This window comes from Pseudomonas frederiksbergensis (assembly GCF_003732275.1).
In the GTDB taxonomy this organism is placed as follows: Bacteria; Pseudomonadota; Gammaproteobacteria; order Pseudomonadales; family Pseudomonadaceae; genus Aquipseudomonas; species Aquipseudomonas frederiksbergensis_H.
Genome location: NZ_MOBM01000038.1, coordinates 340,322 through 355,074, shown reverse-complemented (window position 1 = coordinate 355,074; position 14,753 = coordinate 340,322). Strand labels below are relative to the sequence as shown.

The following is a 14,753-nucleotide window of genomic DNA, read 5'->3' as shown; positions in this document are numbered from 1 at the left end:
GGTGGATGTCGGGAGCTGGCGTCGATGAACCTGTCCGGTCCTTTCATCAAGCGCCCGGTCGCAACGATGTTGTTGAGCCTGGCGATCATATTGCTGGGCGGCGTGAGCTTCGGCCTGTTGCCGGTATCGCCGCTGCCGCAGATGGACTTCCCGGTGATCGTGGTTCAGGCCAGTTTGCCCGGTGCGAGCCCTGAGGTCATGGCCTCGACCGTGGCCACACCGCTTGAGCGTTCCTTCGGCGCCATCGCCGGGGTCAACACCATGAGCAGCCGTTCCAGCCAAGGCTCGACGCGGGTGATTCTGCAGTTCGACCTGGACCGCGACATCAACGGCGCGGCGCGGGAAGTGCAGGCGGCGATCAATGCCTCGCGCAATTTGCTGCCGAGCGGCATGCGCAGCATGCCCACCTACAAGAAGGTCAACCCCTCCCAGGCGCCGATCATGGTGTTGTCGCTGACCTCGGATGTGCTGGAAAAAGGCCAGCTCTATGATTTGGCCTCGACCATTTTGTCCCAGAGCCTGTCGCAGGTGCAGGGCGTGGGTGAAGTGCAGATCGGTGGCAGTTCGTTGCCGGCGGTGCGCATCGAACTCGAACCCCAGGCGCTCAACCAGTACGGCGTGGCCCTGGATGACGTGCGCAACACCATCGCCAACGCCAACGTGCGCCGGCCCAAGGGCTCGGTCGAAGACAGCCAGCGGCTGTGGCAGGTTCAGGCCAACGATCAACTGGAAAAGGCCAAGGACTACGAGTCGCTGATCATTCACTACGCGGACGGCGCGGCCCTGCGCCTGAAGGATGTGGCCAAGGTCAGTGACGGCGTCGAGGACCGCTACAACAGCGGCTTCTTCAACGACGACGCGGCGGTGTTGCTGGTGATCAACCGCCAGGCCGGCGCCAACATCATCGAGACGGTCAACGAGATCAAGGCGCAGTTGCCGGCGTTGCAGGCCGTGTTGCCGGCCAGCGTCAAGCTGAACCTGGCGATGGACCGTTCGCCGGTGATCAAGGCCACCCTGCATGAAGCGGAAATGACCCTGCTGATTGCCGTGGCGCTGGTGATTCTGGTGGTGTTCCTGTTCCTCGGTAATTTCCGCGCCTCGCTGATTCCGACCCTGGCGGTGCCGGTGTCGCTGGTGGGCACGTTTGCGGTGATGTACCTCTACGGGTTCTCTCTGAACAACCTGTCGCTGATGGCACTGATCCTGGCTACCGGGCTGGTGGTGGACGATGCCATCGTGGTGCTGGAGAACATTTCCCGGCACATCGACAAGGGCGTGCCACCGATGAAGGCCGCGTATCTTGGGGCCCAGGAAGTCGGCTTCACGCTGCTGTCGATGAACGTCTCGCTGGTGGCGGTGTTCCTGTCGATCCTGTTCATGGGCGGGATCATCGAAAGCCTGTTCCGCGAGTTTTCTATCACCCTGGCGGCCGCGATCGTAGTGTCGTTGCTGGTGTCGCTGACGCTGACGCCGATGCTCTGTGCGCGCTGGCTCAAGCCGCATACACCGGGGCAGGAAAACCGTTTGCAACGCTGGAGCCAGCGAACCAACGAGTGGATGGTCGGCAAATACGCCACCAGCCTCGACTGGGTGTTGCGTCACCGTCGGCTGACCTTGCTCAGTCTGTTCGTGACGATTGGCGTGAATATCGCGTTGTATGTTGTTGTTCCTAAAACATTTTTACCCCAGCAGGACACCGGTCAATTGATCGGTTTCGTGCGCGGCGACGATGGCCTGTCATTCAGCGTGATGCAGCCGAAGATGGAAATCTTCCGCCGCGCCGTGCTCAAGGACGAGGCGGTGCAAAGCGTCGCCGGGTTCATCGGTGGCAACAACGGCACCAACAACGCCTTCATGCTGGTGCGACTGAAGCCGATCAAGGAACGCAACGTGTCCGCGCAGAAAGTCATCGAACGCCTGCGCAAGGAAATGCCCAAGGTGCCCGGTGCGCAATTGATGCTGATGGCCGATCAGGACCTGCAATTTGGCGGCGGCCGCGAGCAGACCACTTCGCAATATTCCTACATCCTGCAAAGCGGCGATCTTGGCGCATTGCGTGAGTGGTATCCGAAAGTCGTCACCGCCCTCAAGGCGCTGCCGGAACTGACGGCGATTGATGCGCGTGAAGGCCGTGGCGCCCAGCAAGTGACCCTGATTGTCGATCGTGATCAGGCCAAGCGTCTGGGCGTGGACATGGACATGGTCACGGCGGTGCTGAACAACGCCTACAGCCAGCGGCAGATTTCGACGATCTACGACAGCCTCAACCAGTATCAGGTGGTGATGGAGGTCAACCCGAAATACGCGCAGGACCCGGTCACGCTCAAGCAAGTGCAGGTGATCACCGCCGACGGTGCGCGGATTCCGCTGTCGACCATTGCCCATTACGAAAACAGCCTGGAAGACGACCGGGTCAGCCACGAAGGCCAGTTCGCGTCGGAGAGCATCGCTTTCGACATGGCCGAAGGCGTGACGGTGGAGCAGGGCTCGGCGGCCATCGAGCGGGCGATTGCCAAGGTCGGTCTGCCGGAAGACGTGATCGCGAAAATGGCCGGTACCGCCGATGCGTTTGCCGCCACCCAGAAGAGCCAGCCGTGGATGATTCTCGGCGCGCTGGTGGCGGTGTATCTGGTGCTGGGCGTGCTGTATGAAAGCTACATCCATCCGCTGACCATTCTCTCGACCTTGCCGTCCGCCGGTGTCGGAGCGTTGTTGTCGATCTACGTGCTGGGCGGCGAGTTCAGCCTGATCTCCTTGCTCGGGCTGTTCCTGCTGATCGGCGTGGTGAAGAAAAACGCGATTCTGATGATCGACCTGGCGCTGCAACTGGAACGGCACCAGGGCCTGGCGCCGCTGGAGTCGATCCGCAGCGCCTGTCTGCAACGGCTGCGGCCGATTTTGATGACCACCCTGGCGGCGATCCTTGGCGCCTTGCCGTTGTTGCTGAGCCGGGCCGAAGGGGCGGAAATGCGTCAGCCGCTGGGCCTGACCATCATCGGCGGGCTGGTCTTCAGCCAAGTGCTGACCCTTTACACCACCCCGGTGGTTTACCTCTATCTCGACAAACTGCGCCATCGCTTCAACCACTGGCGTGGGGTGCGTACCGATGCTGCTCTGGAAACTCCGCTATGACTGACCGTTCGCTTATCAACCTGACTGCACCGCTGATCACGGCCCGAGGCTCGCGCTTGCTGAGCCTGTCGCTGTGCGTGGCGATGCTCAGCGCCTGCGCTATCGGCCCGGATTACCAGCGCCCGCAAGCCGCCGCGCCGGCACAGTACAAGGAAGCGGCTGGCTGGCGTCAGGCCAATCCCAGCGATTCTCTGGCGCGCGGTGCCTGGTGGGAGCTGTATGGCGATCAGCAGCTCAATGGCTTGATCGAAAAACTCAACAGCGCCAACCAGACTGTCGCCCAGTCCGAAGCCCAGTACCGCCAGGCCCAGGCCTTGGTGCGCAGCGCCCGGGGTGCGTTTTTCCCGACGGTGGACCTGACAGTCGGGAAAACCCGTTCCAGCCAGGGCACCGGTAGCAGCAGTTCGAGCCTGAGCAGTTCCTCCAGCGGTATTCGCGACACTTACACGGCGCAGGCCGGGGTCAGTTGGGAAGCGGACGTCTGGGGCAAATTGCGCCGAGGCCTGGAAGCCGACACCGCCAACGCCGAGGCGAGTTTTGCCGACCTGGCGGCGATGCGCCTGAGCCAGCAATCGGAGCTGGTGCAGAACTACCTGCAACTGCGGGTGATCGACGAACAGAAACGCCTGCTGGAAGCGACGGTCGAGGCCTATCAGCGCTCGCTGACCATGACCGAAAACCAGTACCGCGCCGGTGTCTCCGGCAAGGACGCAGTGGCCCAGGCCACCACGCAGCTCAAAAGCACCCAGGCAGAGATGGTCGACCTGATCTGGCAGCGCGCGCAGTTCGAGAACGCCATCGCCGTACTGATTGGTCTGCCGCCGGCCGAGTTCAGCCTGGCTGAAACCCAAGACATCCCGGCATTGCCGCAGGTGCCGCTGAGCCTGCCGTCGCAGTTGCTGGAACGCCGCCCGGATATCGCCTCCGCCGAACGCTCGGTGATGGCCGCCAACGCCAATATCGGCGTGGCCAAAGCCGCTTACTACCCAGACCTGACCCTGAGCCTGAACGGCGGTTATAGCAGCAGCACCACTAATAACTGGATCAGCGTGCCGAACCGCTTCTGGTCGGTCGGGCCGCAACTGGCCATGACCCTGTTCGACGGTGGGCAGCGTTCGGCGGAAGTCGATCGCAGCGAAGCGGCCTATGACGAGACCGTCGCCAAGTACCGCCAGACCGTGCTCGATGGCTTCCGTGAAGTGGAAAACTATCTGGTGCAGCTCAAGGTGCTGGAAGACGAAGCCAAGGTGCGCCAGGAAGCCCTGGATGCGGCGCGTGAGTCTCTGCGGTTGACCCAGAATCAGTACAAGGCAGGGGTGATTGCTTATCTGGATGTGGTGGTGGTTCAGGCCACGGCGTTGAGCAACGAGCGCAACGTGCTGAGCTTGCTGCAGAGCCGCTTGATCGCCAGCGTGCAATTGATTGCCGCACTGGGCGGCGGATGGGACGGGCAGCTTCAGGTGAGCGACAAGCAATAACGCAACATCGTGGCGAGGGGCTTGCCTGTGGCGAGGGAGCTTGCTCCCGCTGGACGGCGAAGCCGTCCCATAGGTGTTGACGCATACGTTCAGACAAAACGCGTCAACCGGCTTGCGACTGCTGCGCAGCCGAGCGGGAGCAAGCTCCCTCGCCACAGATGATTATTGCCTTCACTGCCCTGTGCCGCGACCACCCAAACGTTTCATCGTCTTGATGGCCCTTTGATTACTTTGTGAGTGCGTTCGTCCGCGGAATCAGTACAATCGCCGACTTTGCTCCCCGTTAATGAACGCAGCACGGCGGGGGCGGTCACGAGAAGTCCCATGCTCATCGGTAGTTATTCCTTTACCCTGGTTTTCATATCGCTCTGTGTGGCGATACTTGCCTCTTATACCGCGCTCGACCTCACCGGTCGCATCACCACGGCCAAGGGCCGGGCGGCGCATCTGTGGACGGCGGGTGGCGCTTTTGCGATGGGGATCGGCGTGTGGTCGATGCATTTCATCGGCATGCTCGCGTTCACATTGCCGATCGATCTGGGCTACGACGTTACCCTTACGGCGCTGTCCCTATTGATTGCAGTCCTGTCCTGCGGCTTTGCCCTGTGGCTGGTCAGCCAGACACAACTACCGGCCTGGCAACTGGCGTTCGGCGCCTTGGTCATGGGCGCAGGCATCAGTGCGATGCATTACACCGGCATGGCCGCCATGCGCATGCAGCCGGGCATTGATTACGACCCTGCACTGTTTAGCGCGTCGCTGCTGATTGCCGTTGGCGCATCGGGCGCGGCGTTATGGATCGCGTTTCGCCTGCGCCAGCACGCACCGTATGTTCGTCTGATTCGCGGCGGTGCAGCGGTGATCATGGGCATCGCCATCGTCGGCATGCACTACACCGGCATGGCCGCGGCGCGCTTTGCCGACGGCAGTTTCTGTGGCGCGGCGGTCGATGGCCTGAACGGCAAGGGCCTGGATAATCTTGTTCTGATCACCACCCTGGCAGTGTTGAGCATTGCCTTGCTCACCTCGATCCTCGATGCCCGTCTGGAGGCTCGCACTGCGCAGCTCGCCCAATCACTGACCGAGGCCAATCGCGAACTCACCCAACTGGCGTTGCACGACACCCTGACCGGGCTGCCGAACCGAGTGTTGCTGGCCGATCGCATCGATCAGGCGATGTCGAGGGTGCAGGAGCAGGGCGGCTGTTTTGCGTTGATGTTCATTGATCTGGACGGCTTCAAACCGGTCAACGATGCCTTCGGACACCACATGGGCGACCAGTTGCTGCGTGAGGTCAGCCTGCGCCTGCGCGAGGATTTGCGCAGCCAGGACACCTTGGCGCGGATCGGCGGCGATGAGTTTGTGCTGCTGGTGCAACTCACCGAGCCGAATGACGCGCTGAACCTGGCGGCGCGACAGGTGGGGCTGATCGGGCGCTCGTTCCGGGTCGCGGAACATGACTTGCAGATTTCCGCCAGCGTCGGCATCGCGCTCTATCCGGGCAACGGTCACACCGCCGAGGAATTGCTGATGAACGCCGACGCCGCGATGTACCACGCCAAGGGCGCCGGGAAAAACGGCCACCGCTTCTTCGACACCTCGATGAACAGCAACGCGCGCAAACAGCTGCAATTGCTGCAAGACCTGCGCAATGCCGTCGATCAGCAGCAGTTCAGTCTCTATTACCAACCCAAGTTCGACGCCGGCAATGGCCGAGCAGTGGGCGCCGAGGCGTTGCTGCGCTGGATGCACCCCAGCGAGGGCATGCTGCAGCCGGACAGCTTCATCGATCTTGCGGAAAAGACCGGGCTGATCATCCCGATAGGCGAGTGGGTGCTCGACGAAGCCTGTCGTCAGATGCGCGAGTGGTACGTGCTTGGTTACACCGACTGGCGCATTGCGGTGAACCTCTCGGCCTTGCAGTTCTGCCACGCCGGGTTGGTTCAGAGCGTCGCCAAGGCCCTGGCCACTCACCATTTGCCGGCCAACAGCCTGACCCTGGAAATCACCGAAACCACCGCCATGAGCGACGCCGATGCGAGCATGACGGTGCTGCAGGAACTCTCGGAAATGGGCGTTGACCTGTCCATCGATGACTTTGGCACCGGCTATTCGAGCTTGATGTACCTCAAGCGCCTGCCGGCCAATGAATTGAAGATCGACCGGGGTTTCGTCCGCGATCTGGAACACGACAGCGACGATGCGGCCATCGTCTCGGCCATCGTCGCCCTCGGCCAGGCCTTGGGTTTGCGGATCGTGGCCGAAGGGGTGGAAACCGATGTCCAGCAAGACTTCCTGACCCAATTGGGCTGCGACTCGTTGCAGGGATATCTGCTGGGGCATCCGTTGCCTGCTGATCGCTTCATGGCCGACATTCACCGTGGGGAGCAATTGGCTACTGGCTGATGGACCCCTGTGGCGAGGGAGCTTGCTCCCGCTCGGCTGCGTAGCAGTCGTAAACCAGACACCTCGATTTACCTGATGTACCGCTGCGGCCTGGATTGGGAGCGCTGCGCACTCCAGCGGGAGCAAGCTCCCTCGCCACAGGTTTGTGTCATTGGAATTGACGCAGGTTCATGCAAAACCGCGCAATGGCGGTTATTCTTGGCCCCGACTGCTTACGCTTGAAACGGGGGAAATGCCAGCATGGACAAAGTCATCGTCATCACCGGAGGCAGCCGCGGAATCGGCGCCGCCACGGCCCTGTTGGCCGCAGAACAAGGCTATCGGATCTGTATCAACTATCAGTCCGACGAACAGGCAGCGCACAGTGTGCTGGAACAAGTCCGCGCACTCGGCGCCCAGGCCATTGCCGTGCGCGCCGATGTCAGCATCGAAGATGAGGTGATCGGCCTGTTCCACCGCGTAGACACCGAACTCGGTCGGGTCACGGCGCTGGTGAATAACGCCGGCACTGTCGGGCAAAAGTCGCGGATCGACGAAATGTCCGAATTCCGTATTCTGAAAATCCTCAAGACCAACGTTCTGGCGCCGATCCTCTGCGCCAAACACGCGATCCTGCGCATGTCGCCCAAACATGGCGGGCAGGGTGGCAGCATCGTCAACGTGTCGTCGGTCGCTGCCCGCTTGGGCGCCCCCAGCGAATATGTCGACTACGCCGCGTCCAAAGGCGCGCTGGACACCTTCACCATCGGCCTGTCCAAGGAAGTGGCGGGCGAGGGGATTCGCGTCAACGCCGTGCGGCCGGGCTACATCTACACCGATTTCCATGCATTGAGCGGTGATCCGGATCGGGTCAGCAAGCTGGAGTCGGCGATCCCGATGGCTCGGGGTGGGCGGCCAGATGAAGTGGCGGAGGCGATTGTTTGGTTGTTGTCGGATAAGGCTTCGTATGCGACGGGGACTTTCGTCGACCTGGGAGGCGGGCGTTAATCCTTAAGGTTGGCGCCGTCTGTTCTGGCCTCATCGCGAGCAGGCTCGCTCCCACAGTGGATCTGTGTGAACACATCATTTGTGAACATTACCGAGCCCTGTGGGAGCGAGCCTGCTCGCGATAGCCATCTTTCAAACGACATCAAACCTTCAGAACGACCGTACGATCCTGCCCAACGTCTCCATCGCCTTCTCCGAATCCTCGGTCCAAGGGCTGCCATAATTCAGCCGAATACAATTCCTGAACCGCTGGGTCGGTGAAAAGATCGGCCCCGGCGCAATGCTGATCCCTTGCGCCAATGCCATCTGAAACAACTTCAACGAATCCATCTGCGGCGGCAGTTCCAGCCACAGGAAGTAGCCGCCGGCCGGTTGGCTGACGCGGGTCTGGGCCGGGAAGTAGCGGGCGATGGCGGCGAGCATGGCGCTTTGCTGTTCTTCCAGGGCGTAGCGCAGTTTGCGCAGGTGCCGGTCATAGCCGCCGTGTTGCAGGTAATCGGCGATGGCGGCCTGGGCGGGCATCGAAGCGCAGAGCGAGGTCATGAGCTTCAGGCGTTCGACTTTCTGCGCATACCGCCCAGCGGCGACCCAGCCGATGCGATAACCGGGGGCCAGGCTCTTGGCGAACGAGCCGCAATGCATCACCAGACCCTCAGTATCGAAAGCCTTGGCCGGTTTTGGCGCCTGTTGGCCGTAATAAAGCTCGGCGTAGACGTCGTCCTCGATCAGCGGCACCTGATGGCGGCGCAACAACTCCACCAGCTCCTGTTTCTTCGCTTCGGGCATGGTCGCGCCCATCGGGTTCTGGAAACTGGTCATGCACCAACAGGCCTTGATCGGATGCCGTTCCAGGGTTTGGGCGAGCACGCCGAGGTCGATGCCGTCTCGCGGGTGGACGGGAATTTCCACCGCTTTGAGCTTCAGGCGTTCCAGCACTTGCAGGCTGGCGTAGAACGCCGGGGCTTCGATGGCCACCAGATCGCCGGGTTCGGTGACTGCTTGCAGGCACAGGTTCAGCGCTTCGAGGGCGCCGCTGGTGATCAGCAATTCTTCCATGGGCAACATCAGCCCGCCGACCATGTAGCGCAGGGCGATTTGGCGACGCAGTTGCGGGTTACCCGGCGACATGTCGGTGACGACCATGCGCGGGTCCATTTCCCGGGCGGCATTGATCAGCGAACGGGACAACCGTTGCAGCGGGAACAACGTGGGGCTGGGGAAAGCCGAGCCGAAGGGCACGGTGTTCGGGTCCTTGATCGAGTCCAGCACCGAGAACACCAGTTCACTGACGTCGACTTTGGTGGACTCGTTGACCTGGCTGCTGATCACCGGCTCCGAGAACGGGCTCGGTGCATGTACATTGACGAAGTAACCGGAACGCGGTCGGGCGCGGATCAGGCCGCGGCGTTCGAGCAGGTAATAGGCCTGGAACACCGTGGACGGGCTGACGCCGTAGGTCTGGCTGGCGTAGCGCACCGATGGCACTCGCTGGCCGGGACCGAGGACGCCGGAGCGGATCAGTTCAGCGATGTCGTCGGCGAATTTTTCGTAGCGTTTCATTTGAGTCCCGGTTTGAAGTTACTCAGTGGGTGCGCTGTTGTGGCGAGGGAGCTTGCTCCCGCTGGGTGCGAAGCGCCCCCAAAAATTTACGACTGCTACGCAGCCGAGCGGGAGCAAGCTCCCTCGCCACAGAGGACCGCATCTGACAAAGGACTGCATCTTAAAGGCTCAACGGTTCATCGGCGAAACAAACCGGCTCTTGGCCACGCTATAGATGTCCGGTTCATCACTGTCGACAACCTTGAAACTGATGGTCTGCGAGCTGCTGCTCGGGCGATCCGTGGTCATGGCCACCGACACCGGTACGTCGACGATCTCACCGGGGGCCAGGCTCAGTTCGGTCTTGCCTTGCAGCTGAAAGCCGTCACCATCGACCAGCGTCAATCGGTAGTCCTGACGTTGCTGGGTCTTGTTGATGACCTTCAGGCTGTAGATGTTTTCGATCTGGCCTTCACTGTTCTCGCGGAACAGGCCACGGTCCTTGCTCACGTCCAGCGACACCATCGGCCGCTCCACCAGCGCCAGGGCGAGGGCGCCGATCATCACCAGCAGCACCGCGCTGTAGCCGATCAAGCGCGGGCGCAACAGGTGGGTCTTGCCACCCTGCAACTCATGCTCCGAGGTGTAGCTGATCAGCCCACGGGCGTAGCCCATTTTGTCCATGATCGAATCACAGGCGTCGATGCACGCGGCGCAACCGATGCATTCCATCTGCAAGCCGTCGCGAATGTCGATGCCGGTCGGGCAGACCTGCACGCACAGTTGGCAATCGATGCAATCACCCAGCCCGACCTCGGCGGGTTTCACGTCACGTTTGCGCGGGCCACGGTTTTCGCCGCGGGCCACGTCGTAGGAAATGGTCAGGGTGTCCTTGTCGAACATCACGCTCTGGAACCGCGCATACGGGCACATGTGCATGCACACCGCTTCGCGCAGCCAACCGGCATGGATGTAAGTAGCCCCGGTAAAGAACAGCACCCAGAACAGGCTGACACCGCCGATTTGCAAGGTCAGCAGCTCCTCGGCCAGCGGACGGATCGGTGTGAAGTAGCCAACAAAGGTCAGGCCCGTGAGCAGGCTGATTGCCAGCCACAGGGTATGTTTGGCCGTGCGGCGGACCAGTTTGTTCAGGCCCCAGGGCGCAGCTTGCAGTTTGATCCGTTGGTTGCGTTCGCCTTCGGTGAGCTTCTCGCACCACATGAAGATCCAGGTCCAGGAACTCTGCGGGCAGGTGTAACCGCACCAGACCCGGCCTGCGAACACGGTGATCGCAAACAGGCCGAATGCGGCGATGATCAGCAGCGCCGAAAGCAGAATGAAATCCTGTGGCCAGAAGGTCGCGCCGAAGATGTGAAATTTGCTTTCGGAAAGGTCCCAGAGCACCGCCTGGCGGCCACCCCAGTTCAGCCACACCGTGCCGAAGAACAGCAGAAACAGAACCCCCGCGCCACTCATGCGCAGGGTGCGGAACAAGCCCGTGAAGCTGCGGGTATGGATCAGGTTGTCGCTGGATTTGGCCTTTATCTTTGGACGCAAAGGCTCGAACGTTTCAACGGTTCGGACGGGGATTCTATCGCTCATGGTCTTTCGCTCATCAGCCTCCATCAGGCCTGAGCACTATGACCAGCGATCTGTTTGCATAACAGACTCAGCTAAAGCAATAAAAAGAGGATCAGATGAGTTTCTGGCTCCTGCCTGCGACAACTTGATGCACCCGCAACGGCAGGCCGCAAACGCCTGTGCCAGGTGTTTGCGGCGTATGTTGATGCGGCTCAGTCAAATCACCGAATCACTGTCCGTGGCCTTCAAATGCCGGCGTTCATCCACTGCGCCTGCTACGGTCAATGCATCGGCTTCTGCTTCGGTGATATAGATGCGCTGGTCGTCGAGGTCGACCGCCGACATGGATTTTTCCCCGTCGGTGATGATGGTCACGTCGGAGCAAAGACGGATTTCTTCTCTGTTTTGGGTGATGAAGAAGCAGGTCTGGTTTTCGATGCGCACGGTCATGGAGGCGTCCTTTTTTCGGCGGATTCTGAAGTGTTAGGACGCGTGCGCCGATCATCGTTCTGTGCAACCGATTAATGGTGGGTGCGGTCCATCCTCTATCGGGTCATTACATCATCACAAGGACTGCGCCATGGATGCCTGGTGGCACGAGGTTTGGGTGACGCTGCAAGCGGAGTTCGCCGACATCGGCGACGCCTCGCAACTGACGCGCATTACAGTGCGATTGCTAATGGCCGCTTTGCTGGGCGGCATTCTCGGTTTCGAACGTGAGCAGAAAGGTAAGGCCGCCGGGATTCGCACCCATATGCTGGTAGCGCTGGGCGCGGCGCTGTTTGTGCTGGTGCCGCAGATGTCAGGATCCCAGGCCGACGCCATGAGCCGGGTGGTGCAGGGCGTGATCGCCGGCATCGGCTTTCTCGGGGCCGGGACTATCCTGAAAAATACTGATGGCGACGAGGGCCATGTCAAAGGCCTGACCACCGCTGCCGGTTTGTGGATGACGGCGGCCATTGGCGTTTCAGCCGGGATGGGCCGCGAGGCGACGGCGCTGCTCAGTACGTTGCTGGCGTTGGTGATTCTCGGTGTGATGCCTGTCGTGGTGCGCCAGATTGAAAAGGATCGAAACCCGTAAAACCTTCATGCGTCGGGAGCACTGTTCACGGACTCACGATTTCCGGCGGCTGGGAGCTCGGCGGCTCCTCCCGGGGCGGCGGGCTGGTGCCTGGCGGTTCCTGCTCGGGGATGGGGCCGGGTTCGGTCGGCGGAGTTGGCGGTGTTGGCGGAATCGTCGGCTCATCGATGTTCGGATCGGGTGTCTCGGCCGGGATTGGAATGCTCATCGATCGTCTCCAGTGGCAGATGGCGTGAGTCGTGCTTAAGTTGGTTGACCCGTACACAGGGAATTTGATTCCCCGAAAGACTTGGCAAATCCCTCTGAACTTTTACCGGCGCCTGCTGTTCGGAACTTAAGTGAGTTCATGTCGGGGCAGACCGCTTCGTGTGAACGACGACCAGGCACAAGAGCGTCCTTGGGGCGTTAAGGAGAGATGCTCGATGACCGCTGAAAAACCCACAGAGGCGAGCTACAACCCGCATATACCGCTGTCCCAGGCATTGTTGCTGCCGCGGATCGTGATCGAAAACACCATGCCGATCCTCGATGGCGGGCAATTCGCCGTTAAAGCCGTGATTGATCAGGACGTGGTGGTGACCAGTAAAGTGTTTGCCGACGGTCACGACAAACTGGCCGTGCGCATCCGTTGGCGTGCCGACGGCGACGAAACCTGGCAGAGCGAGGTGATGGCCGAGTTGGGCAATAACGGCTGGCAGGGCCAGTTCCGTGTCGAGAAGCAGGGCCGCTATGTGTTCTGCCTCGAAGCCTGGATCGATCAGTTCGCCAGTTTTTGTTATGAGCTGGAAAAAAAGCACGTCGCTGGCGTTTCGGTCAGCCTGGAGCTGCAGGAAGGGCGCACTCACGTCCAGCAGGCCGCCGAACGCTCCGAAGGTCAGCTCAGTGAACAACTGGCGGCGTTGCACCATGAATTGTCCGGTCTGCTCGAAACCGAGCAGGTTGCTTTGTTTCTGCACCAGCGTAGCGCGGACTTGATGGCCCAGGCCGACCATCGTCCCTCGCTGAACCTGAGCCCTGAATACCCGGTGGACGTAGAGCGAGCGCTGGCGCAGTTCGCCAGTTGGTATGAACTGTTTCCGCGCTCGATCACCGATGACCCGGCCCGCCACGGCACCTTCAACGACGTGCATTCGCGGCTGCCGATGATCCAGGACATGGGTTTCGACGTGCTGTACTTCACGCCGATCCACCCGATCGGCCGCAGCTACCGCAAAGGCCCGAACAACTCGTTGATCGCCGGCCCCGACGATCCGGGCAGCCCTTACGCCATTGGCAGCGAAGAGGGCGGGCACGAGGCGATTCACTCGGAATTGGGCACTCGCGAAGATTTTCGCCGGCTCGTTGCGGCCGCTGCCGAGCATGGGCTGGAAATTGCCCTCGACTTTGCGATTCAGTGTTCCCAGGATCACCCGTGGCTCAAACAGCACCCGGGCTGGTTCAACTGGCGGCCGGACGGCACGATCAAATACGCCGAGAACCCGCCGAAGAAATACCAGGACATCGTCAACGTCGACTTCTATGCCGTGGATGCTATTCCCAGTCTTTGGATCGAGTTGCGTGACATCGTCGTGGGTTGGGTCAAGGAGGGCGTGAAGCTGTTTCGCGTCGACAATCCTCATACCAAACCGTTGCCGTTCTGGCAGTGGATGATCGCCGATGTGCGGGCGCTGTACCCCGAGGTGATCTTCCTGGCCGAAGCCTTTACCACCCCGGCGATGATGGCGCGTTTGGGCAAGGTCGGTTACTCCCAGAGCTACACCTATTTCACCTGGCGCAACACCAAGACCGAGCTGGCGACTTACTTCACCGAACTCAACGAGTCGCCGTGGCGTGAATGCTACCGGCCGAATTTTTTCGTCAACACGCCGGACATCAACCCGGCGTTCCTGCATGAATCCGGGCGCGCGGGTTTTCTGATTCGTGCCGCGCTGGCGACCATGGGCTCCGGGCTGTGGGGCATGTATTCGGGTTTTGAACTGTGTGAAGCGGCACCGGTGCCGGGCCGGGAGGAATACCTCAATTCCGAGAAGTACGAAATCCGCCCACGGGACTTCAACGCGCCGGGCAACATCATTGCCGAAATCGCCCAGCTCAACCGCATCCGCCGGCAGAACCCGGCGTTGCACACGCACCTGGGCCTGAAGGTCTACAACGCCTGGAACGACAACATTCTGTACTTCGGCAAACGCAGCGTCGACGGCAGCAATTTCATTCTGGTGGCGGTCAGCCTCGATCCGCATCACGCCCAAGAGGCGAACTTCGAATTGCCGCTGTGGGAAATGGGCCTGCCCGACGATGCCAGCACTCAGGGCGAAGACTTGATGAACGGCCACCGCTGGACCTGGCACGGCAAGTACCAGTTCATGCGGATCGAACCGTGGCATCAGCCGTTCGGGATTTGGCGGATATCTGCCTCTTGAATACACCGCGCTCCTGTGGCGAGGGAGCTTGCTCCCGCTCGGCGGCGAAGCAGTCGCAAACCCGGTGAATGCGGTGCAACTGATGAACTGCAATGGGGTTGCTGCGCAACCCAGCGGGAGCAAGCTCCC

The 14,753-nt window shown here is 61.1% G+C and carries 10 protein-coding genes; 6 read left to right on the top strand and 4 right to left on the bottom strand.

The genetic code is table 11. The features are described from left to right. The first annotated feature begins 24 nt into the window (after positions 1 to 24). The 4 genes from BK662_RS20885 to BK662_RS20870 all read left to right on the top strand — a co-directional run bounded on the left by BK662_RS20885 (position 25) and on the right by BK662_RS20870 (position 8,003). The gene (locus tag BK662_RS20885; protein WP_123359642.1) at positions 25 to 3,132 is read left to right on the top strand and encodes an efflux RND transporter permease subunit; all 3,108 of its coding nucleotides are present in this window, start codon (positions 25 to 27) and stop codon (positions 3,130 to 3,132) included. Then, on the top strand, positions 3,129 to 4,610 hold the full coding sequence (locus BK662_RS20880; RefSeq protein ID WP_123359641.1) for an efflux transporter outer membrane subunit: 1,482 nt from the start codon (positions 3,129 to 3,131) through the stop codon (positions 4,608 to 4,610). The genes BK662_RS20885 and BK662_RS20880 overlap by 4 nt, the downstream gene beginning before the upstream one ends. A gap of 324 nt (positions 4,611 to 4,934) precedes the next feature. Next, the gene (locus BK662_RS20875; RefSeq protein ID WP_123359640.1) at positions 4,935 to 7,016 is read left to right on the top strand and encodes a putative bifunctional diguanylate cyclase/phosphodiesterase; all 2,082 of its coding nucleotides are present in this window, start codon (positions 4,935 to 4,937) and stop codon (positions 7,014 to 7,016) included. Between the two features lie 240 nt (positions 7,017 to 7,256). Next, the gene (locus BK662_RS20870) at positions 7,257 to 8,003 is read left to right on the top strand and encodes an SDR family oxidoreductase (protein WP_008069154.1); all 747 of its coding nucleotides are present in this window, start codon (positions 7,257 to 7,259) and stop codon (positions 8,001 to 8,003) included. Positions 8,004 to 8,153: 150 nt separating this feature from the next. On the opposite strand, the gene mapR is transcribed toward BK662_RS20870, so the two are convergent. From mapR to BK662_RS20850, 3 genes are all read right to left on the bottom strand, one after another. Next, positions 8,154 to 9,563, bottom strand: coding sequence for a GntR family transcriptional regulator MpaR (mapR, locus tag BK662_RS20865; RefSeq protein ID WP_123359639.1), 1,410 nt, complete (start codon positions 9,561 to 9,563; stop codon positions 8,154 to 8,156). 168 nt (positions 9,564 to 9,731) lie between these two features. Beyond that, positions 9,732 to 11,144: a cytochrome c oxidase accessory protein CcoG gene (gene ccoG / locus BK662_RS20855; RefSeq protein ID WP_123359638.1), complete on the bottom strand. Its 1,413-nt coding sequence runs from the start codon at positions 11,142 to 11,144 to the stop codon at positions 9,732 to 9,734. A gap of 195 nt (positions 11,145 to 11,339) precedes the next feature. Then, on the bottom strand, positions 11,340 to 11,573 hold the full coding sequence (locus BK662_RS20850) for a DUF3203 family protein (protein ID WP_123359637.1): 234 nt from the start codon (positions 11,571 to 11,573) through the stop codon (positions 11,340 to 11,342). Positions 11,574 to 11,703: 130 nt separating this feature from the next. Here BK662_RS20850 and BK662_RS20845 point away from each other — a divergent pair, with 130 nt between their 5' ends. After that, positions 11,704 to 12,204, top strand: a complete 501-nt coding sequence (locus tag BK662_RS20845) for an MgtC/SapB family protein (protein ID WP_123359636.1) — start codon at positions 11,704 to 11,706, stop codon at positions 12,202 to 12,204. A 25-nt stretch (positions 12,205 to 12,229) separates the two neighbouring features. Here the strand turns inward: BK662_RS20845 and BK662_RS20840 are convergent, their stop codons facing one another. After that, a complete protein-coding gene (locus tag BK662_RS20840; protein ID WP_123359635.1) occupies positions 12,230 to 12,412 on the bottom strand; it encodes a hypothetical protein in 183 nt (60 codons plus the stop codon). 214 nt (positions 12,413 to 12,626) lie between these two features. On the opposite strand from BK662_RS20840, the gene BK662_RS20835 reads away from it, so the two are divergent. Continuing rightward, entirely contained in the window at positions 12,627 to 14,624 is a 1,998-nt protein-coding gene (locus BK662_RS20835; protein WP_123359634.1) for an alpha-1,4-glucan--maltose-1-phosphate maltosyltransferase, read from the top strand. Positions 14,625 to 14,753: the final 129 nt, after the last annotated feature.

What these genes read in the sequence shown, in the direction of transcription:
- BK662_RS20885 (WP_123359642.1), top strand. Translation starts at nt 25, where the DNA reads ATGAACCTGTCCGGTCCTTTCATCAAGCGCCCGGTCGCAACGATGTTG.
- BK662_RS20880 (WP_123359641.1), top strand. Translation starts at nt 3,129, where the DNA reads ATGACTGACCGTTCGCTTATCAACCTGACTGCACCGCTGATCACGGCC.
- BK662_RS20875 (WP_123359640.1), top strand. Translation starts at nt 4,935, where the DNA reads ATGCTCATCGGTAGTTATTCCTTTACCCTGGTTTTCATATCGCTCTGT.
- BK662_RS20870 (WP_008069154.1), top strand. Translation starts at nt 7,257, where the DNA reads ATGGACAAAGTCATCGTCATCACCGGAGGCAGCCGCGGAATCGGCGCC.
- mapR (WP_123359639.1), bottom strand. Translation starts at nt 9,563, where the DNA reads ATGAAACGCTACGAAAAATTCGCCGACGACATCGCTGAACTGATCCGC.
- ccoG (WP_123359638.1), bottom strand. Translation starts at nt 11,144, where the DNA reads ATGAGCGATAGAATCCCCGTCCGAACCGTTGAAACGTTCGAGCCTTTG.
- BK662_RS20850 (WP_123359637.1), bottom strand. Translation starts at nt 11,573, where the DNA reads ATGACCGTGCGCATCGAAAACCAGACCTGCTTCTTCATCACCCAAAAC.
- BK662_RS20845 (WP_123359636.1), top strand. Translation starts at nt 11,704, where the DNA reads ATGGATGCCTGGTGGCACGAGGTTTGGGTGACGCTGCAAGCGGAGTTC.
- BK662_RS20840 (WP_123359635.1), bottom strand. Translation starts at nt 12,412, where the DNA reads ATGAGCATTCCAATCCCGGCCGAGACACCCGATCCGAACATCGATGAG.
- BK662_RS20835 (WP_123359634.1), top strand. Translation starts at nt 12,627, where the DNA reads ATGACCGCTGAAAAACCCACAGAGGCGAGCTACAACCCGCATATACCG.